Source organism: Lacticaseibacillus styriensis, assembly GCF_030770295.1.
Taxonomy (GTDB): Bacteria; Bacillota; Bacilli; order Lactobacillales; family Lactobacillaceae; genus Lacticaseibacillus; species Lacticaseibacillus casei.
Genome location: NZ_CP132483.1, coordinates 2,377,481 through 2,398,628, shown reverse-complemented (window position 1 = coordinate 2,398,628; position 21,148 = coordinate 2,377,481). Strand labels below are relative to the sequence as shown.

Sequence of the window (21,148 nt, the reverse complement as noted above, 5' to 3'; positions counted from 1 at the left end):
CGTTTACTTGATAATGGCGGCGCGCCGGCGATGCGTGACGATGAACAGCACGACTTCAAGAATGAGAATCACGCTGCCAATAACGACCACGGCAGCCAGCGGACTCATGCGACTGGTATCGTAACGAAAATTCTGTAAGCCGCTAACGATTGCCGCCGGATTCATGTAACCAGGCAGATAGTAAGCTGTTTGCGGAACCGAAAAGGCAATGCCGTGCATGAAATAAAGTGGCTCCCCAAATAGTAACAAGGCACTGACGACCAGCCCGACCAACTCGTTATGGAAAAGCAGCTGGCACAATAGGTTAAGGCGAATGAACAGCCACATTAATAAGAGGGTTAGGCCCAGAATCGTCGGTAGCGCAATGCCAAGCGCTAAGGGATCCAGTTTAATCGACATGCCGTCTTTAGCATAATACGCAATTGCTGCCGACAATGACCCAATGCCGTGTTGCGGGATGACAAAAGCCGCAATGATGACGACTGCCACCACTAAAAAGCCGGATAACGCTGTGAAAACCGTGAATGTTTTGGCATTGACAGCGTGCCAGGGACTGACCGGCAATAAGCGGGCAATGCTGCGGTGGCGTTGTTCGCTCGTCAGCAAGTCGTTGGCAAACAAAATCGTGACGATCAATAAAGCTGTCAGCCAGCCGCCTGCCGCACCGCGAAACAGCGTTTGCCAAAAAGTCTGTTGCTGAACCGTGGCCGTGTCGGGATGGGCTTGTTTGGCCAGCGGTTCCAGGGAACGGTACATGGTCGCATTGGCAAAGGCCGCGTCGGCATCTGGATACTGACGATTTTCAAAATAATAGGAAAGTGGATAGTGAAATGGACTGGATTGGGCATCAGGATTGGCGGCGTTTTGACCTAAAAATGCCAGATAATGCAAGGTTGCCTTCACATACGATTGCGTGTGCTGTTGCTTTTGGGCGTTTAACATGCGTGTCTCGATGTTGGCAAACTCACGGGTAGCTGGTACCCACTTAGCTGTCAGGGGACCATGAGGCTCATTGACAAAAGCCACATTTTTATCGCGATCGCGGGTCAGCGCATTTCTTGTCGGCAGCTCGGCAGGCACGTTGTTGGGTGGAAAAAGGACAAATTGACACAGTAGCGCAACCAAGGCAATGCCGATGACGGCTAAGTTTTTGCGGTTAGTGAGCAGTTGGTGGAGTTGAAACCGAAAATAGCGCATCAGGCATCCTCCTTTTTAACGCGATAGCCGAAAATTCCCAGATTGACGATGGCCCAGCCAAGTAACAGGGCTGCACCGACGCCTACGCTGGCAAGCGGCTGATTGAGCCGGTCAACCAGCGTGCCGCTTAAAGTGGCGTAACTATCGAGATACGGCAAAGGGAGGAACCAAAGCCAGCGGAAGACTTGCGGCAGCATAAGTGGCAATAAAGCAGCTACGGTCACAATGAAGGTTGTCAGATAAGCATTTGTTACCCATGTGTTAATCAACATGCAACAAGTAATGATCCAGATACCTGCCAATAGAGTCAGACCACGGAACAGCAAAAGATATTGCCAAAGCGGCAGTAAGGTCTCACCCATGACCGCTAGCGGATAGGCAGTATCGCCGAGGCCATTAAACATTGCTGGCAACGCAACGATCACCAGCAAGCCGACCGCCAGAATAAGCAGATAAAATCCGGTTAATGTCAGGAGCCGACTGCTGCCGGCCACGCCAGCCGTTAACGGGCGCGCGGTCATGAGTGTTTGGTGGTGGCGCCGTTCGACCCAACTATCGCAGGCAAGCAAAATAGCCGCTGCACCGGTGAGCCAACTGAGATAAGGCAAGATAGTGACTATGTAAGCACTGCTGGTTGTCACCCCGGTAACGGCAGGTTTGTCATCATTCTTTAGTCTTGTGAGCGTCAAAACATCGCCTTTTAGCTGATGAAGCGGCGGCAATGGCATCGTGTTGATCGCTTTAAAATGCCGCTGCCGCATTGCCAGCTGTGCATTGCGTAAGCTCAGCAAGCCGTTCCGCGTTGTATCGGGCTCACCAAGCTTAATTCCCAAGCCAATCACACCGGTTGCTGAATTCTGCGCGTCCAGATTCGCCAACAACGGCTTCTGCGACTTGCTCAACGTGTCCAAGTTATATTCGGCATAATTAGCGACCGCCGCATTCGCTGTCGCCTGCGCCGTCTGTCCGACGTCCAAGCGATGCGTCCACATCAAGGCAAAAAAGCCAATGATAAAAGCCGCAGCAAACAACCCTGCCAAGGCAAGATTCTTCCGCGAATGAACCATTTGACGCCAATCAAAACCCAACTGTGTCCCCATGCCCGACCTCCATTTCGAAAAATGACTTTAATTCGGTTGCCATCAGAATACCACAATTCAGGCAGAGCGCGAACGGGCCCGCTTAGAAACCGGAATGTAAGGGCCTGTAAGCGCGTTTCAGTGCCAGACAAAAAAGGACAGAAGCTCTTCGGCCATCTTAAGTGCCGAAAAACTTCTGTCCCTATTTTTTATCGTGGCCAGTTCAATTCACTGACACTATCTTGATGCCAAAGCACCCATTGGATCCCATGGTGCCAGAACGGTTGGCTTGGCGTATTCGTTTTTGATGACATCCTGCAATTCGGTTGGTAGGTACTTCTTGGAGATGACAACTTGGTAGACAAATTGATCGAACCAGTCATCGCTTGCCACGAAGTAACCTTTTTCGCCGACCTTGTCACCCCAAGAGTTTTCGACCTTCCACTTGGTTGGTTTGCCGTCAACAATGTCAACGCCAGTCAGAACCATGGCGTGGGTCATGAGGCTTTCACCATAGTCAAGGCGTTCTGCTTTGGTCATGGTGAAGTCGGTGTTGAAGAGGTCATCTTTCTTGTAGATGTTGGTGTCCAGAATACCGAGTTGACGATCAGAACTTTGCCCAACGTCAGAACCGAACCAGACGGACTCGCCAGCCTTGAGCTGCTTGATGGCTAAAGCTTTGAAAGTATCGATGTCGAGATTCAGGTGCCGGACTTCGCGACCGCCGACCACGTTACCAAGCATTTCAACGGTATAAAGGTGGTTGTATGGCTTGTCCGCTGTTGGTGCGTTGATAATACTTTGATAGTCGTCAAGGTTCCAGCCAACATACTTCTTGAAGAAGGTTTGCGGGGTTAATTCGCGATCGATGTGGTAGTTCTTGTCATCGTCGCGATACTCAAAGTCGAATTTAGTCGGCGGGTTGCCTAAGGCGTAAGCCAAAATCCGGTAGTCTTCCGCTAACATCTTTTGCTTAGCAGCTTCAATATCGGCATCGCTGGCTTTGTCAGCCACTAATTTGCGCAGTTTAACCGCGTCTTTGCGCAACTTCAGGTTGAGCAAGCCGTTTAATTCGTTACTTTTGTTTGAGTTGTAGGTTTCCGGCATCACTGACTTCGGCACGATGCCGTATTTTTCGATCAATGCCGACAACATGTCCCATTGGCCGCCGTCTTGTTGCGGGGTGGCCAAGAGGAACGCAACTTTACGGCTGTCCAGTGGTTGATCAGCGGTTTTTAAAACATTTTCATAAAAATAATTGGACTTTTCAAATTTATCCCAGAAGTTGGTATAGTTTTGGGAAAGTTCAAAGTCCTTGATCTTAAACTGGGCCTGAATGCCGTGGCGCATCGTATTGAGCGCGGCAAACATCCAGCAGCGGCCGCTTTGCTTTTGGTTGGCAACGGCGCCGGTCTCAAGTTCGATCGAGAAAGTCGGCGTCATGGCCACTTTGCTGTCGGTGTTTTCGGCAGTGGCGTTGATGCCATTGTTCATAACCGCTTTTTGTAAAGCAGCGGAACCGGGTGTGGCTTGCAGATCCTGTTTGAACTGATCCAAATCGCTGGAAGTAATTTCTGCAGACATTGAAATAAACACTCCTTTTTTAAACAGTTGATGATGAAGCAGTTGGCAGTCAAATGGTTAAAATATCCAATTAGCCGTCCATATCGCCTGAATGAAGCGACAAGCATAGTCTAGCATATAACCCGTGTTTAATTCAGAAAATCCCACACAGGCAGGTCGATCGGCGTGGTTTGAAGAGCGGCTTGCTCGGCTTCGGTCAGGAGGCTCTTGCGAACGACGACCTCGTAGACGTACTGGTCAAACCAACTCGCATCGGCAACAAAGTAACCGTCATGGCCGTTGTCTTTGCCCCACGAATTTTCGACCTTCCATTTTGTTACCTTGCCATCAACGACATCTGCACCGGTGAACGTCATGGCATGTGACATTTCGGCTTCGGTAGTCACGATTCGATCCGCTTTGTCCACGTGAAAATCAACGTCGAACAAGTCGTTGTAATTGAAAAGACCACCTTTGAGCGTACCGGATTTTCGGTCCATATCGGCCAAGACATCATTACCGAACCATACGACTTCACCGGCTTGCAACTGTGCCAATGCCAGTTGCTCCAGGCGTTCAGGCGGGAGGTTCAGGATCGTTAAAGGATGCCCTTCAACCACGGTGTTGGCCGCTTTGATGGTATAGAGCTGTTGATATTTTTTGCTTGGCTCAGGATCGCTGGCAACCACGATGTAATTATCAAAATGCCACTTGACGTACTTTTTGAAGAAAGTTTGCGGGGTCAAGCCGGTATCGCGGTGATATTGTTTTTTGTCATCGCGATATTCAAAATCGAAAGTCGTCGGCGGGTTGCCAAAAGTATAGGCAAGAATGCGATAGACCACACTGAGTAGTTCACGTTTTTTAGCGGCAATCGCGCCTTCACTGGCATGTTGCTGCTTCAGCGTGCGTAATACTTTGGCGTCTTTACGCAATTTTTCGTTCAAGACACTGTTTAATTCAGCCGTTTTGTCACTGTTGTAGGTTTCCGGCATGACGGATTTTGGAACCAAGCCATACTTTTCAATGAGTGCAGCGGCTTGATCATAATGGCCGCCGTCTTGATCCGGTCCGCTGAGGTAAGTGGCGACCTCGCGATCATCGAGTGGTTTGTCGGCCGTTGCCAAAATATTTTCATAGAATAAGTTGGCTTTTTCCAACCGGTCGAAAAAGGCATTGTAGTTTTGCGAGAATTCGAAATCTTTCAGGCCGAATTCATCCGCAATGCCGTGGCGAACCGTGTTTAATGTGGCAAATAGCCAGCAGCGGCCGCTTTTCTTCTGGTTGGCAACACTGCCGGTGTCAAGGTCGAGCGAGAATACCGGCTTCATGTCCTCGCCGTCGATGGCTTCGCGACTAGCCGCCTGTGGTCCGACGTTTTGGACCGCACGACTGCGGGCAGCGGCGGCGGGATGATGCGCGAGTTGCTCTTGAAACGCCTTAATCTGATCAAATGTAATTTCTGACATAGCGAGCCCCTTTTCTTATCGCATTAAAGAAACCTTACCTCAATTTAATTAGAATTTAAAGATGTGAGATGGACTTGAATAAAATTGGCGTACGCAGAAAGATGTTACGGTAGATGTTTTATGCCGTGCCAAACTCCGCATTCTCCGGCGGGGGCAAGGGCTGGCGACCGCGAAGCTAGAGGGGTGGGCACGACTTTGAGCCTCTGCAAAACCGGCAGAGTCTCAAAGATCGGCCTTGTACTACGCCGGGAAGATCGCCCGGCTAGTACAATGTCACCACTGAGCCCGCCCCCGCCTCCGATTGCTCCGCTTTGTCACTACGGTCTTTAAGATTCAAACCAACTATCTAGCCGAAACAAAAAACAAACGTACTGCCAATTTTTGACAATCGGTAGCACGTTTGCTCCTATGAAGTTTGGATCCTAGATTACGCGAACGTCATTCAGTTATCCTTCACCGGCCGCAAAACATCAGCATATTCCGGATGGTTGTGAAAGGCATGCACTGCGTATGAGCAAAGTGGTTCAATGGTTTTGCCTTCTTGACGGGCGGCGGCAACGACCGCTTCGATGAGTTGGCCGGCGATGCCTTGACCGCGAAGGCTTTCGTCAACAAAAGTATGATCGACCGCCCATGCTTGGCCGTCGTCAATTGATTGATACGTTAATTCGGCCAGCAGTCGGCCATCCCAGTCGGTATTGAAAATCCGGCCCGGTTCGTGTTGAAATTCCATATTAGCCTCCTTGGTAAAAGTGCGTGAGCGTGAACTGGCGCGTTATGGTTGAGCATCCAACGCATTGCACCGTCAGCGCCGCTTTTACCGAATCCAGTCACCGTGACGCTCGGGTCAATTTTGTTAATGCGATTGACCAGCCGCGTCCGCACTCCAAATTTAGCAAGAAAACGGTATAATTACAAGAAGGAAAGCCTTTTCAGCATGGTTGTCAGCTGGTGCCGCGTGTTATGATACCTTGGACACTACTTATATGGAGGTTCATTATGAAGACCCGTGGTTTTGAAATTGTTTCAAAGTATCAGGATGACGACCTGACCCTGCCAACGCGCCAAACCAAGCAGGCAGCAGGGTATGATTTTTACGCGCGTGAGGATTTCTTGCTGAAAAGCATCTGGCGGTATGATTTTATTCGGCTTTTTCGTCTGATTAAAAATGAACGCCCGCTGACTAACAAGGATTTCGAACGGGCTGAGCAGATCTTGAAACCGTATTTGGTGCCAACAGGTATAAAGGCGTATATGCAGCCTAATGAAGTACTGGTTTTGGCTAATCGCTCCAGCAATCCGCTTAAGCACGGCCTGACGTTGCCCAATGGGATTGGCGTGATTGATGCCGACTATTATGACAATCCGGACAACGAAGGCGAAATCTATATTCAACTGCTGAATTTCTTCCCCCGCGACGTGATGATTAAAAAAGGCGACCGCATCGGCCAAGGTATCTTCATGCCATTTTTACTGGCCGATGGTGATCAAGGCGGGCTGGCTCAGCGGCAGAGCGGTTTTGGGTCAACCGATCACTAGTTAATATTGAAGGGATAATATGGCGAAAGCAAAAACACAGTACGTATGTCAAAATTGTGGTTATATTTCGGCCACTTATTTAGGGCGCTGTCCGAATTGTGGCGGTTGGAATACGTTGGTTGAAGAAACCGTCAGTTCAACCAAGTCGGCACCGCGGCAGACGCGGGCAGGCAGTAAAGTCAAGCCGATGCGGATGGATGAAGTGACGGTTGCCAAGGAAACGCGGGTTAAGACTGGTTTGGCGGAATTAAACCGTGTGCTTGGTGGCGGCGTGGTGCCGGGATCGCTGGTTTTGATTGGCGGGGATCCCGGAATCGGTAAATCAACCTTGCTATTGCAGGTGTCCGGGCAGTTGGCGAGCACTGGCGGCACCGTTTTATACGTGTCAGGCGAAGAAAGTGCCAGTCAGATCAAAATGCGTGCTGGCCGCTTAGGGGTTGCCAATTCGGGGATGTACCTGTATCCGGAAACCGACATGCCTAGCATTGAAGGTGTCATTGACCAGATGCAGCCGGATTATGTCGTGATTGATTCGGTTCAAACCATGAATGTGCCGGATATGAACTCGGCAGTCGGTTCGGTTGCCCAGATTCGCGAAGTCACGGCCGAACTGATGCGTATTGCCAAATCTAAAGGCGTGACAATCTTCATCGTTGGCCACGTCACCAAGGAAGGCGCGATTGCCGGGCCTAAAATTCTTGAGCATATGGTCGACACCGTGCTTTATTTTGAAGGCGATATGCACCACACTTACCGAATTTTACGGTCGGTTAAGAATCGGTTCGGCTCCACCAATGAAATCGGCATTTTTGAGATGCACCAAAATGGCTTGCAGGAAGTCGCTAATCCCTCGGAAATCTTCTTAGAGGAACGGCTGGCTGGGGCCACCGGTTCGGCGGTAGTGGTATCGATGGAAGGCACGCGGCCGATTTTGGTCGAAATTCAGGCGTTGATCAGCCCAACGATGTACGGCAATGCCAAACGCACCAGCAGCGGATTGGATCATAATCGCGTCAGTTTGATCATGGCGGTGCTGGAAAAGCGCGCCAATCTCATGCTGCAGAATCAGGACGCTTACCTGAAAGCCACTGGCGGCGTTAAGTTGGATGAGCCGGCGATTGACTTAGCGATGGCCGTTGCGATTGCCTCGTCATATCGCGACAAAGAGATTCCGCCGACTGATTGTTTTGTCGGTGAAATCGGCTTAACCGGTGAAGTGCGGCGGGTGAACCGCATTGAAGATCGGGTCAAAGAGGCGGCCAAGCTGGGATTTAAGCGGATTTTCGTACCGCGCAACAACCTGCAAGGCTGGCATGCACCCAAAGATATTCAAGTCATTGGGGTCACAAGCATTGCCGAAGCGTTGCATAAGGTTTTTAATTAGAAGAAGAGAGGAGGCATACCATGAAGAAACGAATTGTTTATTTGATTTTCGGCTTGATCGGCATCGGGGTCGGCATGGGCGCATTACCAGCGCTTTGGGAAGCCATCGGTTGGCAGCATCACCTGATTGTCAACAACCTGCTGACGAACGGTTTAATCGGCGCCATCATTTTCCTGTTACTGGCCAGTCTCAGCGTCAACTGGATTCTGGGACGGTTAAAAGTGCTGGAAAAGACGCTGAACACCAAATCACCAAGCTACTTACTGTTTGGTAGCCTGTCGACCACGATCGGCTTGATTCTGGCCGCAATTATTTCGATTCCGTTGTATCGGTTCATCGCACCGCTGAATATCTTCCTACCACTCATCATCATGCTATTATTCGGTTACTTGGGTTTTCGGGTGGGTACGACACGCAGCGAAGAATGGCGGCGGCTATTGAATTTCCGCAACCGCCGGACAGCAGATACGGACAACGACCAAGTGCTTGAGCGTAAAGTCGGCGATCATTTTCGCAAATACAAGCTGCTCGACACCAGTGTCATCATTGACGGCCGGGTTCAGGCCATTGCCAAGACCGGGTTTATCGAAGGCACGATGCTGGTTCCGAACTTTGTTTTGCATGAATTGCAACTGATTTCAGATTCGGCGGACTCGATGAAAAGAATGCGTGGCCGCCGCGGACTGGACATTTTGAATGCCATGCAGAAAGATAAAGACATTCATATTGAGATGTACGAAGGCGATTTTGACGATTTAACCGAAGTCGACAGCAAGCTGCTCAAGCTCGCTAAATTGCTCGACGGCATCGTCATGACGAATGACTTTAACCTCAACAAGGTCGCACAATTTCAAAATGTACCGGTGCTCAACATCAACGCGCTGGCTAATGCCCTGAAGCCTGACGTGATCCCCGGAGAAAACATGACGGTCACCGTCATCAAATCCGGCTCTGAACGGCAACAAGGTGTTGCATATCTCGACGATGGCACGATGGTGGTGGTCGAAGACGGCAAGTTCTACATGAACAAACCGCTCGAAGTCATCGTCACCAGCGCGCTGCAAACGGCCGCGGGGCGCATGATCTTCGCGAAGCCGGCACACCAGCAAAAGGCAATCCGGGATAAGGAAAAGTAAATATTGTGGATGTGAAAAGGCGTTGTCCCGAGTTGGGGCAGCGCCTTTTTTAAGAAGTGGAACAGTGAATTTCGTCAGCGGTGGGGACTTAGCGACATCTTGGTTACTGAAGGAGTGACTCTTTAAACTTGAAGTCCGCTTTCCATCTACGGCTATAAACCGGACTGATCTTCGTAATAACCTTTAGAATCGATTCAAGATCAGTCAAAGTCTCCTGATCACTGGAAATTTTATACTGGCAAAGCAGTTTCAACATATGCAATTGAAGACGAATGAAAAAGTAATTATCTGGGATCTTTTGTTGCTGCAAATGCTCCAACGTTTGGACAGCCGATGCATATTGTCCACGGTAATAAAGCGAAGCGGCAATATTATAAAATGTCTGGAAAAAGAGATCAAGGTAATTTCGCCGTTGATGTAACGCAAAATGAATCGTGAGAAACTTTGCGTACAAGCGATCAAAATCTTGGGGTTGTAAAAATGCTACACAGTCGCCATAAAGTGAGTATTCAAATTTGTACCAAGCATCACGCTCCATTAGGTAGTCGGCCACATACTTGGAATCAGCTTTGGACAGTAGCTCGTGGTTTTCTTGGATGTCGATGAAAATGGACAAAACCATAATGCCTTTCAACTTATAAAATTTGTTGTGGGTGGCTTTAAACTTTTCCAAAAAGTCATGGTGCAACTTTTTAAATCCAGAAGCATCCTGTGACACCGAAAGTTTCCACAAGCGCTGATTCAGAACGTCCAAACTGGAATCAACAATACTTGCATCGGCATTCTGATCTTGATTGAGAATTTCAAAAAACTCTGGTGCGTCCATGCCCAAGTTGCTTAATAGCAAACAGAGTTTCTCAACTGAAATATCCGATAATCCATTTTCGAACTTTGAAACGGTACTTACGCTGAGTTCACCGGCTACATCAGCGATTCTCAGACCCCGTTCTACACGCAGCTCTTTAAACAAAGCACCAATGTTATGTGATTGCATGAAGCGGTCTCCTCCAATTTTCCTATAAGCAACTTAAACCCAATTATGTGATGAAAATATCGTTTTTGTCAAAAAACACGGATTGATCGGTTTGATCTGGTAAGTTAGTACTACTTAAAGAGTATCAAAATCAGGTCTTGCGATTGAGTTCAGATATCACCTAGAGTTTTTGATATTGCTGTAATTGATGCATATATATTTTTTTATTGGTACTACAAAATAAACAAAGAACAAATGAAGCTGACAATCATCAATCTCATCAAGAAAGTTGTGGTATGACTTAATGCTAACAGTTAATAACCTCGATAAATGGTTCGGGAAGAAACAAGCGCTGCACCAAATTTCATTTGAAATCAAACCGGGACGGGTTGTCGGCCTGATTGGGGCAAATGGCGCAGGCAAAACAACCATTATGAAAACCATTTTGGGCATTTCGAGTTTTACCGGCGACATTCGGCTGAATGATCAGAAGATCACCGTTGACAGTCATGATGCTTTAAAAGATGTGGGCGCCTTGATTGAGTATCCGGGTCTGTATCCTTATTTAACAGGTCGAGAACAGCTTCACCTTTTTACGAGAGGCGCTGATCGGCAAGCCAAAGTGGACAAAGTGATTGAAGAGATGCACTTGACCTCCTATGCCGATGCAAAAGCCAAACATTATTCGCTAGGGATGAAGCAGAAGCTCGGAATTGCGCTGGCGTTGGTGAATCAGCCGAGTCTGGTAATCCTTGACGAACCAATGAATGGGCTTGATCCCAAGGCAACAAGAGAACTGCGCGAATTGATCCTTCAGAAAAAAGCAGAAGGCACCTCATTCCTCATATCAAGTCATATCCTAAGCGAGTTGCAAAAAGTGGCTGACGACGTTGTGATCATTAATCATGGTCATCTCGTCACAAGCAATACCATGAGCGCCGTGTTGGCCAGAAATGAAAGTTATCTTTTACTGCGAACGAATCAGAACGACCGCGCGGCGCAACTTTTAGTCCAGAAAGGTTATCAAGCTACTGTCGAAGAAGGCAGCGTTAAGATTGTTAGAAACTCAATTCAAAATATGACGTCTTTGTTGCGTGCAGTGCTGGATCAGAATATTGCGATCCACGACATTCACGAACAACAGGATGACTTGGAAAACTCACTTTTAGGCATCATTGAGTGATCGCGACGATACGGGGGATTTTATTTTGTTCACATTGCTTAAACAGGAAACTTATAAACTCTTAAAAAGACCATCTTTCACCATTTTCTGGTTATTTCTCATTGTGTTTCAACTGGCAATGGCAATTTTCGGAAAGGTTTATCCACAGACGTTTCAGCCTGAGAACTTGTTCCTCAATGATTTTTATGCGCCGGTGATGATTGTCTTTTATATTATTGCAGTCGGCAGTACGCAGCTGTCATCAGAAAATCAGTATGGCACGCTGAAGGCCTTGCTGTATCGGCAGTATTCAAGTAGCAAAGTTTTGGTTAGTAAGTGGTTAACCTTGCTGGGCTGTGCACTTTGCTTTTATGGCAGCAGCCTCGTGATGACTTTTCTTTTGAAAGTCATCTTTTTCCAAAATAAATTTAGTCTGACTTTGCAAGTTAGCACGCATCAGCCGATTTGGCAGGCGATGTTGATGAATGCGGTGAGTGAATTTTTGACTTTACTTTTTCTGGCAGCTTTTGTGTTGCTGCTGGCCACTTTATTTGATAACTCAACGCCTGCAATCATCGTCGGCATTAGTGCCTACTTTGTTGTCTCGGTCTTTAACCAACTAATGTTTATGCTGATTGATCAACATGACTGGCTCAAATGGAACCCAGTGAATATGTTGAACTTCGGTGCACAATTGAATTCCCCAAAGCTTTCGAGTCTGACTCACTTAGGCATTGACCAGATGATGATTGGCTACATTGCTTATGGCAGCATCTTCTTAATCCTTGGCTTGATTGTCTTCCGCAGGCGCAATTTGCGGTAGATGATGGTATTCACGAAAAATAAAACGCCTGTTTAGGTGTCATTTTCTGCGTCCAAGTCATTTATCCAAGTGCTTCAAAGTGGATCTTTTCTCAGCTTGAGAATCCATTCGAAAGTTTTTATACCAATACCACGTGTTATAATTTGTGTGTAAATTAAAATAATTATTTTAACAAGATTTGGTTGAAGGGCTTTTGGCTTGGTTTCTGAAGGGAGCAATTGCATTGAGACCAATTGGAGAAGAAAAAGTTCATAGCAAACTGTATAAAGATGGCAAGTTGTGGGTGGTGATGCTGATCGGCTTCTTCTTGATGGGTGGTACGAGTTCCGCGCATAAAGTGGCGGCCAAGTCCATCAATGAAACCTCTCAATTGGCACAACGATCGAGAGTCAATGCAGCATTGACTCGTCAACAAAAAAAGTATTTGAGTAATCCCGTTGTCTCACCAATTACAGAGACAGGAAAAGCTGCTGAAGATCCTGCTACACAAGGAACCGTTGATATCAAATTTGTCGATGACCAAGGCAATCAACTTGCCCCGGATCAGACGTTTAGTGGCAAAGTCGGCGATCTGTATACCATCTCGCCAATCAGCATCAAAGATTACCAATACGCCCATTTAGCTACGAATAGCGCTCCGGCAACCGGCACGTACACTGATGGCACCGTCACTGTCACCATGGTTTACACCAAGACGCCAATTCCTCAAGGTAGCGTTAACGTGAAGTACGTCGATGATGCAGGCAACACGCTTGCACCTGATAAAGTGCTCACCGGCCAGCCCGGCGATCCTTATGAAGCCCGTCCGATCGATATTGCAAATTACCAATTCACCAGTCTTGCGCCAGACAGCGCACCGGAAAACGGGACCTTTAGTACCGGCACTTTGACTGTGACGTTTGTTTATAGCAAGAATCCAACGGCCCAAGGAACCGTTAACGTTCATTATGTCGACGAAAATGGGAACACACTCGCGCCCGACAAAGTTTTGACTGGAAACGCAGGAACACCTTATACCACAACGCCAGCAACCATTGCGGGATATCAGTATCTGCGCATGGCGCCAAACAGCGCGGCTGATTCAGGCACATTCACCAATGGAACGTTAAATGTCACCTTTGTTTATGCGAAGACGAGCACGCCGGTCACACCAAGCACGCCGACAAATCCATCTACGCCAAATCCGCCAAGCAATTTGCCATCAACAGGTGGTAACAATGGCTCGACAATAACGATCATAACGCCAACTAATAAAGCTAAGCACACATTGCCGCGGACACACGAAGAAGAACAGATCGGCTTGACGGCACTTGGCGTCGTCCTCCTAGCTGTGGCAGGCTTTCTGGGTATTCGTTGGCGCCGGCAAACGAAAAAAGCAAGTCATAAAAATTAAATCGCGCCATTTTCAATTGTGTAAATTGAGTTGAAAAATGGAATGGAAAAGAGCATCATTCACTTTAAATGATGCTCTTTTTATACCTAAAGAATTGAAAACGATCACAATAGATCGTTTTCTGAACAACCGAATGTGAGGTCGCGCGTATGTCAAAAATTGTGAACAGCACTGTCAGTCAAGCAGCCATCGTGATGATGGTCATCGAGATCATTGTTTGCTTGGTTTTGCCGGTGGCTTTAGCCGTGTGGATCATTCAACGGCGAAGTCATCCGAAAAAAGGAGCAACGCCAGTGTTCTTTATCGGTATGGCCATTTTCATTCTTTTTGCCGGTATTCTAGAAGGACCGTTTCGCGGCATTGCTCGGCAATTTCAACATACGCCGTGGCTTTACGCACTTTATGGCGCACTGCTGGCAGGCGTTTTTGAAGAAGTCGGTCGGTGGTTTGGTTTCAAATGGATTCAAAAGCGTATTCCCCAAAAAGCCAAGACACCCGAGACCCCGTTTTTGTATGGTTTAGGTCATGGCGGCCTTGAAATGATGCTGGGTGGTGGCTTGGCAATGTTCAGTAATGTGCTTTTTGCAACGACCATCAACAGTGGCGCGTTGGCTAAATTAATGACCAAAACCCCGGCAAGCGCGCGTGCTGGCATTATCACCGCGGTGAAGCAGTTGACTGGGATGAGCGGCTGGACGGTGTCACTAAGTTTGCTTGAACGACTGTTAGCCTTGACCATTCAGATTGCCCTTTCGCTGGTTGTTTGGTTGATTGTGGTCAACCGCAAGCAGTGGTTCTGGATGTTACTGCCAGTTGGCTTGCATGCTTTTATTGATTTTCCGGCTGGATTGAGTCAAGCAGGAGCTTTGAGCCTCACTGTGACAGAGCTGCTGTTAGTGGCACAAACAGTGATCGTCGTGGCGTTTGTTTACTGGCTCTGGCGCCGAGAAAAGCCGAGCAGCACTGTCAGCGCATAATGTTTTAATAAACAAATTGCTTTAAAAAGATGGCACTTTTCCCGGCGAAACGAAAAACCTGATGACCTTGAGGCGTTGCCGTCCATCGCTTGCCCTTCTGTGGTACACTAGCATTGCATGTTTACAGAAAATGGAGGCTAAGACATTGGCAGATCGACCAATTCGGGTGCGTTATGCACCTAGTCCGACCGGGCATTTGCATATTGGCAATGCACGGACGGCACTGTTCAATTATTTGTTCGCACGGCACAACAAGGGAACGTTGGTGCTGCGGATTGAAGATACCGATACAAAGCGGAACGTTGCAGATGGCGAGAAGAGTCAAATGGAGAATCTCCACTGGCTCGGGATTGACTGGGATGAAGGTCCTGACAAGGGTGGGGACTTTGGCCCTTACCGCCAGTCTGAACGTAAAGACATTTATGACAAGCTGATCAAACAACTTGTCGATAAGGGCTTTGCTTATGAATCTTATCGGACCGAAGAGGAACTGAAAGCCGATCGCGAAGCCCAAAAGGCCCGTCACGAAATGCCACATTACGAATACGAATATGAAGGTATGAGTGACGCGGAAAAGGCAGAGGCCATTGCTGCGGCGAAAGCCAAGGGATTACAGCCGGTCATCCGGTTCCACATCCCGACCGATAAGACTTACGAATGGGATGACATTGTCAAAGGCAAGATTTCGATTGATGCCAACACGCTTGGCGGCGATTTTGTCATTCAGAAGCGCGACGGCATGCCGACGTATAACTTTGCGGTGGTGGTCGATGACCATCTCATGGAAATCAGTCATGTGTTGCGCGGCGATGATCACATTGCCAACACGCCTAAGCAGCTGGCAATTTATGACGCTTTTGGCTGGGAGCCACCGATTTTTGGCCATATGACTTTGATCATCAATGGCGCAACCGGCAAAAAGCTGTCCAAACGTGATGAAACTGTCTTGCAGTTTATCGAACAATATCGTGAACTCGGCTACTTGCCGGAAGCAATGTTTAACTTCATCACGCTGTTAGGCTGGTCACCGGTTGGCGAAGATGAGATTTTCACCAAAAAGGAATTCATCAAGCAGTTCGATCCAAAACGCTTATCCAAGAGTCCGGCACGCTTCGACCAGAAGAAGCTGGAATGGGTTAATAACCAGTATATTAAGGCCAAGCAAAAGACGAATCCGAACGAGCTAATGAGTATGTCGCTGGCAAACCTGATTGAAGATGGCTTGATTCATAGCGATCCGGATCCGAAAACCATCGAGTGGGCCCGTCAACTGATTAGCCTGTACACGGACCAGATGAGTTACACCGCGCAGATTAGCAAGCTTGCCGATATTTTCTTCGACAAGGCAACCGATCTGACGGATGACGAGCGCAAGGAGCTGGCTGACGACAATGCCAAGCCGGTTATTGAAGCGTTCGCTAAAAAGATTCGGGCACTGGACACCTTCGACGCGTATTCTGTTGGACGTATTGTCAACGAGGTCAAGCAAGAAACACAGGTCAAGGGCCGCAAGTTGTACATGCCGATCCGCATTGCCGCAACGCTGCGGATGCATGGCCCGCAACTGGCTGAAACGATTGAGCTCATGGGGCGCGATCAGGTGTTGAAGAACGTTGATTTGGTCACATCACAACTTTAATTAGCAGAAAAATCCGCGCAATGGCGCGGATGTTTTGTATGCCGCCACGTTGAATGAGGAGAGATCGCGTTTTCCAGACTAAATCAACCCAGCCTTTTGGAAATAGGTTCATAATGAGGATAAGGATTTTTATAATGAACCCAGCAATCAAAGCAATGGAGGTCTGGATAATGGCAATTTTTACTGCTTATGACAACGCGGAGATACTTGCAGCCTTGCGTGTCGCCGCACCGCACGCGGAGATTCATACAGATGATCAGGTTGCGCGCGAACATAGCGCCAATGGCAATGCCCAGTTGGAGATTGACGGCAGAATTTTGGCCTATGTAGCGGCTGGCGATGTTGCGGATATTCAAGGTGTTTTGAAAATAGCGCGGCAATACCACATTCCGGTCGTTCCTCAAGGCGCGGATACCAGTACCGTTATCGGGGCGGATGGCCTGAATGGCAGCATTATCCTCTCAACGGTGCGCATGAATCGGATTAAGGAAATCAGCAAAGGTGACTTGTTGGCGGTTGTAGAGCCGGGCGTGATCAACGGTGACTTGGATAAAGAAGCCCGCAAGCAAGGCCTGTTTTATGCGCCTGATCCGGGTTCTAAGCCGATTTCCAGTATTGGCGGTAATGCAGCGACCAATGCCGGTGGGATGAGCACGGTTAAGTATGGCGCGACAACGGACAATGTGCTGGGCTTGAAAGTCGTGCTTGCAGATGGTAGAGAAATCAAACTCGGCGGTCGCACTTATAAGCATGCCTTTAGCTATGACTTGACCCATCTTTTTGTGGGATCTGAAGGCACATTAGGCATTATTACGGAAATCACCGTTAAGTTGAATCCGATTCCGATCGGGACGCCTGTGGTCGGGGTGGCTTATTTTGATAACATGACGGCCTTGGCAAAAGGGGTCGAGAATTTGCGGTTGTCGGGGATTTATCCGGTGACCCTCGAAGCACTGGACGGCTTGACCGTTGCGGCGTTGGATCGGTATGAAGGCACACACTATGCAGAAGGTGCCGAGGCAATGCTCATTTTCCGGCTGGACGCAGGCGGCGAAGCCAGTCTGAAAATGGCGGAACAGATTTTAACGGCCGATCACGCCAAGAATATCAAGGTAACCAGTAATCCTGATGAAGCAGGCGCCATCATCAAATTGCGGCAGGATATGTTGCCAGCGGTTTTCGCGAACGGTCAACACATTATGGAAGATATGGCCGTGCCGTTATCCAAGTTGCCGGAGATGATGGACTACATTGCTGAGGTTGCCAAAGATTTGAACGTTGAAATCTACACTGCCGGCCATGCCGGTGACGGCAATGTTCATCCCACGGTTATCTGGCCAGCCGACCAGACGGAACCGCCAAAAGAAGCGCTCCAAGCCATTCGCATGATGTTCCGTAAAGCACTGGCATTGGGCGGCACAATTTCCGGCGAGCACGCTGTGGGGATGAGCAAGAATCAGTGGAACAACGAGGAGCTCGGCTTTGATGTTGATGAAATTCAGCACCAGATCAAGGACTTGTTTGATCCGCTGAATATCTTGAATCCGAAGCGGAAGATTGATTAACGGTTAAAAAATTGAGATGATGGGTTAAAAAGAAGGGGGCAGTTCTGTGTCCACTTGGAATGAAATTAAGGGCAGAATTGATTCTATTCCCGACGAAGCATTGACCATCATCGATGCACTAACTGAGCTTGAAGCGGAACGGATTCGTCGCGGGATCTCACAAAAGCAATTCGCCGAAACAATTGGCATGAAGCAGCCGCAGCTTGCAAAGATTGAGCGCTTAGACGCTGTTCCGTCGCTGACGACATTGTCACGGTATGCTAAGGGACTGGGAAAAGGGATTCGTTTATCGATCGTGACGCGTTAACAACGAGTAGAAATTTTGGGCTTCCTTGCTGGTATGTAAGGGAGTCTTTTTGGTTCTATGCGGCGAGTAAACTGGGACCGGAAGTCGGCGGGTAAGGACCTTAGCGTGATGGCCAAGGCTGGGCACTTGTTAGGTTGAAACAGTAAAGATTGGGAGGCAATCCGGTTCCCAATCGCGTTCGCTGGCGCAGAAGTCTGCGTGTAAGGACCTCAGGCGCAATGGCCAAGACCGGGCCATCACGCCTGAGGCCACTTACACTCCAACTTCTAAACGCGCCAGCTCACGCTCTTTCCTTTATAATCCTCCCATTTTCCTGTAAAATGCAGGTAAGACGCTACAGGAAGGAAATGAGCCGATGTTAACGTTATATAATACGATGTCCCGGCAAAAAGAGCCGTTCACGCCACTGCACCCTGGAGAAATTCGGATGTATGTCTGCGGACCGACTGTCTATAATTATATCCACATCGGTAATGCGCGCAGTGCGATCGCGTTTGATACGATTCGCCGCTATTTTGAATACCGCGGTTATCATGTCACTTATGTTTCGAATTTCACGGATGTTGACGATAAAATCATCAATGCCGCGCATAAAACCGGCGAAGCACCGCTTGATTTGGCGCAGCGGTTTATTGATGCCTTCATGGAAGATACCACGGCGCTGGGAATCGAACCGGCGACTGCCCATCCGCGTGCGAGTCAAATGATTCCGGACATTATTGATTTTGTTCAGGACTTGGTCGCAAAAGGCTATGCTTACGCCGTCGACGGGGACGTGTATTATCGGGCGCGCAAGTTCAAACATTATGGCGAGTTAAGTCATCAAAATGTCGACGAACTCGAAGAAGGCGCCAGTCAGCACATTACACAAGAAGAACTGGCTAAAAAAGAAGATCCGATCGATTTTGCATTGTGGAAAGCCGCAAAACCCGGTGAAATCAGCTGGGACTCTCCTTGGGGTAAAGGCCGACCGGGGTGGCACATCGAATGCTCGGTCATGAGCACCCAACTTCTCGGCGATACGTTTGACATTCACGGCGGCGGTCAGGATCTTGAGTTCCCGCATCACGAAAATGAAATCGCCCAAAGTGAAGCCAAAACCGGCAAGCAGTTCGTCCGCTATTGGATGCATAATGGCTTTGTAACCATTGGCGAAGATGACGAGAAAATGAGCAAGTCGCTTGGCAACTTCATTACGGTTCATGACATTTTGAAAACGGTCGATCCGCAAGTTCTGCGATTCTTCATGGCTGGTACTCAATACCGGATGCCGATCCGATACTCCGATGCCAACCTCAAGAACGCTGCTAATAGCCTTAATCGTCTAAAAATCGCCCGTGAAAATCTGGTTTATCGCCGCGACAATGCCGTCCCAGGCGTTGATCCCAAGATCACCGAGCAACTGAAAACGTTGAAAGACCAATTTATCACCGCCATGGATGATGATGTAAACGTCCAAAACGGGTTGACCGTCCTTTTTGACTTGGCCAAATTGCTAAACGAATATGCCAACGAAGATACGGTTAAACGTGAAAGCCTCGACGACTTACTGAATCTCTATGATGCGTGGCTGCAGATTTTCGGCGTGGTTTTTGCCGATCAGACCAATCTCGATGCCGATATTGATGCGTTGGTGAAAGCGCGCGATGTTGCCCGGGCAGCGAAAGACTTTGCCAAAAGTGATCAGATTCGTGATCAGCTGGCAGCGCAAGGTATTATTTTGGAAGACACTCCTCAAGGAACGCGGTGGCGCAGAAAATGACATTTGATCCAAAACAATTGAACGGCATCGCATTGGCCTATATGGGCGATGCGGTTTATGAGGTCTACGTTCGGGAACATCTTCTCAAACGCGGGTTGGTGCGCCCGGCTGCCTTACAGCGCGCCGCCAAAGATTTTGTTTCTGCCAAAGCGCAGGCGGCCTTAATCGCGGGGATGGAAGACGAGCATTTGCTCAACGACGAGGAGGTCGCGGTTTTCAAACATGGGCGTAATGCCAAAAGTTACACGCATGCCAAGAATACCGATGTCGTCACGTATCGCGTTTCGACCGGCTTTGAGGCCTTGTTTGGCTATCTGCATCTCGAGAAGCACGACAAGCGGGTTGCGGAATTAGCCGCATGGTGTATTCAATACGTTGAAGAAGGGAAGACGGGTCATGGCAAAACAGCCGCAAGCAGCACCAAATGAACACGATCCGGACGAGTTTGTCTTCGGCCGCCATGCCGTTGAAGCCGCACTCAAAGCCGGCACCGCCGCAACTATTAACAAACTTTTTGTTCAAACCGATCTAAAAAGCGAGCCGATTCAACATTTAATCGGCATCGCGCAAAAAAAGAAAATTCTGGTCGCTACCGCACCGAAGCAAAAACTTGATCTCATGAGTGACCATGGCAATCATCAAGGCGTTTTACTGGCAATGACGCCCTATGCGTACGCAAGTGTGGATGATCTTTTTCAACATGCAGCAGATAAAGGCGAAGATCCGTTTTTCTTGTTGTTGGACAACTTAGAAGATCCGCACAATCTGGGCTCGATTCTGCGAACTGCCGATGCTAGCGGCGTGCATGGCATTATCATTCCCAAGCATCGCGCCGTGGGTCTCACCAGTGCGGTCGCCAAAGTCAGCACCGGTGCGATCGAATACGTTCCGGTTGCCCGCGTCACCAATTTGGCGCAAACCATCAAACAGTTAAAAGACCGCGGCATGTGGGTCTTCGGCACCGCGATGGATGGTCAGGATTATCGCCAGTGGGATGCAAAAGGCAGTACGGCGCTTGTGATTGGTAACGAAGGCAAAGGGATCTCGCCCGGAATTGCCAAACTCATGGACGCCACGATTGCCATTCCAATGGTCGGCCACGTGCAAAGCTTAAATGCCAGTGTTGCGGCCGGCATCTTGATGTATCAAGCATTTGCCAGCCGCCATGAGGGCAAATAAC

19 protein-coding genes are annotated in these 21,148 nt (G+C 48.6%); 13 read left to right on the top strand and 6 right to left on the bottom strand.

Going from position 1 to position 21,148, the window contains the following annotated elements; genetic code table 11:
* Window positions 1–3 precede the first annotated feature (3 nt).
* The 5 genes from LACSTY_RS11305 to LACSTY_RS11285 all read right to left on the bottom strand — a co-directional run bounded on the left by LACSTY_RS11305 (window position 4) and on the right by LACSTY_RS11285 (window position 6,041).
* Window positions 4–1,197, bottom strand: a complete 1,194-nt coding sequence (locus tag LACSTY_RS11305) for an ABC transporter permease (protein WP_087912714.1) — start codon at window positions 1,195–1,197, stop codon at window positions 4–6.
* Window positions 1,197–2,297, bottom strand: coding sequence for an ABC transporter permease (locus tag LACSTY_RS11300; protein ID WP_087912713.1), 1,101 nt, complete (start codon window positions 2,295–2,297; stop codon window positions 1,197–1,199). The genes LACSTY_RS11305 and LACSTY_RS11300 overlap by 1 nt, the downstream gene beginning before the upstream one ends.
* Window positions 2,298–2,513: 216 nt before the next feature.
* On the bottom strand, window positions 2,514–3,860 hold the full coding sequence (locus LACSTY_RS11295) for a C1 family peptidase (RefSeq protein WP_087912712.1): 1,347 nt from the start codon (window positions 3,858–3,860) through the stop codon (window positions 2,514–2,516).
* Between the two features lie 128 nt (window positions 3,861–3,988).
* Window positions 3,989–5,308 (bottom strand): C1 family peptidase, encoded by a 1,320-nt coding sequence (locus LACSTY_RS11290; RefSeq protein ID WP_087912711.1) that lies wholly within the window; start codon window positions 5,306–5,308, stop codon window positions 3,989–3,991.
* Window positions 5,309–5,750: 442 nt separating this feature from the next.
* Window positions 5,751–6,041, bottom strand: a complete 291-nt coding sequence (locus LACSTY_RS11285) for a GNAT family N-acetyltransferase (RefSeq protein ID WP_025013303.1) — start codon at window positions 6,039–6,041, stop codon at window positions 5,751–5,753.
* A 266-nt stretch (window positions 6,042–6,307) separates the two neighbouring features.
* On the opposite strand from LACSTY_RS11285, the gene LACSTY_RS11280 reads away from it, so the two are divergent.
* Genes LACSTY_RS11280 through LACSTY_RS11270 form a run of 3 tightly spaced genes read left to right on the top strand, consistent with a single transcriptional unit; the run spans window position 6,308 to window position 9,367 of the window.
* Window positions 6,308–6,847, top strand: a complete 540-nt coding sequence (locus LACSTY_RS11280; RefSeq protein WP_025013302.1) for a dCTP deaminase/dUTPase family protein — start codon at window positions 6,308–6,310, stop codon at window positions 6,845–6,847.
* A 19-nt stretch (window positions 6,848–6,866) separates the two neighbouring features.
* Window positions 6,867–8,231, top strand: coding sequence for a DNA repair protein RadA (gene radA / locus LACSTY_RS11275; protein WP_010492253.1), 1,365 nt, complete (start codon window positions 6,867–6,869; stop codon window positions 8,229–8,231).
* 20 nt (window positions 8,232–8,251) lie between these two features.
* Window positions 8,252–9,367, top strand: coding sequence for a PIN/TRAM domain-containing protein (locus tag LACSTY_RS11270; RefSeq protein WP_010492251.1), 1,116 nt, complete (start codon window positions 8,252–8,254; stop codon window positions 9,365–9,367).
* 103 nt (window positions 9,368–9,470) lie between these two features.
* Here LACSTY_RS11270 and LACSTY_RS11265 read toward each other — a convergent pair whose 3' ends face one another.
* Window positions 9,471–10,361: a helix-turn-helix domain-containing protein gene (locus tag LACSTY_RS11265; RefSeq protein ID WP_087912710.1), complete on the bottom strand. Its 891-nt coding sequence runs from the start codon at window positions 10,359–10,361 to the stop codon at window positions 9,471–9,473.
* 283 nt (window positions 10,362–10,644) lie between these two features.
* Between LACSTY_RS11265 and LACSTY_RS11260 the strand changes: the two genes are divergently transcribed.
* The 10 genes from LACSTY_RS11260 to rlmB all read left to right on the top strand — a co-directional run bounded on the left by LACSTY_RS11260 (window position 10,645) and on the right by rlmB (window position 21,147).
* Window positions 10,645–11,523 (top strand): ABC transporter ATP-binding protein, encoded by an 879-nt coding sequence (locus tag LACSTY_RS11260; protein ID WP_087912709.1) that lies wholly within the window; start codon window positions 10,645–10,647, stop codon window positions 11,521–11,523.
* Window positions 11,524–11,548: 25 nt separating this feature from the next.
* Entirely contained in the window at window positions 11,549–12,325 is a 777-nt protein-coding gene (locus LACSTY_RS11255; protein ID WP_087913293.1) for an ABC transporter permease, read from the top strand.
* 223 nt (window positions 12,326–12,548) lie between these two features.
* Window positions 12,549–13,718 carry a MucBP domain-containing protein gene (locus tag LACSTY_RS11250; RefSeq protein ID WP_225362696.1) on the top strand — a complete coding sequence of 390 codons (1,170 nt, stop codon included), beginning with the start codon at window positions 12,549–12,551 and terminating at the stop codon, window positions 13,716–13,718.
* 149 nt (window positions 13,719–13,867) lie between these two features.
* Window positions 13,868–14,695, top strand: a complete 828-nt coding sequence (locus LACSTY_RS11245) for a YhfC family intramembrane metalloprotease (protein ID WP_087912708.1) — start codon at window positions 13,868–13,870, stop codon at window positions 14,693–14,695.
* Window positions 14,696–14,840: 145 nt separating this feature from the next.
* Window positions 14,841–16,334, top strand: a complete 1,494-nt coding sequence (gltX, locus tag LACSTY_RS11240; protein ID WP_087912707.1) for a glutamate--tRNA ligase — start codon at window positions 14,841–14,843, stop codon at window positions 16,332–16,334.
* Window positions 16,335–16,504: 170 nt separating this feature from the next.
* The gene (locus LACSTY_RS11235; RefSeq protein WP_087912706.1) at window positions 16,505–17,899 is read left to right on the top strand and encodes an FAD-binding oxidoreductase; all 1,395 of its coding nucleotides are present in this window, start codon (window positions 16,505–16,507) and stop codon (window positions 17,897–17,899) included.
* A gap of 46 nt (window positions 17,900–17,945) precedes the next feature.
* Window positions 17,946–18,206 carry a helix-turn-helix domain-containing protein gene (locus LACSTY_RS11230; protein ID WP_087912705.1) on the top strand — a complete coding sequence of 87 codons (261 nt, stop codon included), beginning with the start codon at window positions 17,946–17,948 and terminating at the stop codon, window positions 18,204–18,206.
* Window positions 18,207–18,561: 355 nt separating this feature from the next.
* Window positions 18,562–19,968, top strand: a complete 1,407-nt coding sequence (gene cysS, locus LACSTY_RS11225; RefSeq protein ID WP_087912704.1) for a cysteine--tRNA ligase — start codon at window positions 18,562–18,564, stop codon at window positions 19,966–19,968.
* A complete protein-coding gene (locus LACSTY_RS11220) occupies window positions 19,965–20,396 on the top strand; it encodes a Mini-ribonuclease 3 (protein WP_025013696.1) in 432 nt (143 codons plus the stop codon). The genes cysS and LACSTY_RS11220 overlap by 4 nt, the downstream gene beginning before the upstream one ends.
* Window positions 20,365–21,147, top strand: coding sequence for a 23S rRNA (guanosine(2251)-2'-O)-methyltransferase RlmB (gene rlmB / locus LACSTY_RS11215; RefSeq protein ID WP_010492226.1), 783 nt, complete (start codon window positions 20,365–20,367; stop codon window positions 21,145–21,147). Before LACSTY_RS11220 ends, rlmB begins: the two co-directional genes overlap by 32 nt.
* Window position 21,148 lies beyond the last annotated feature (1 nt).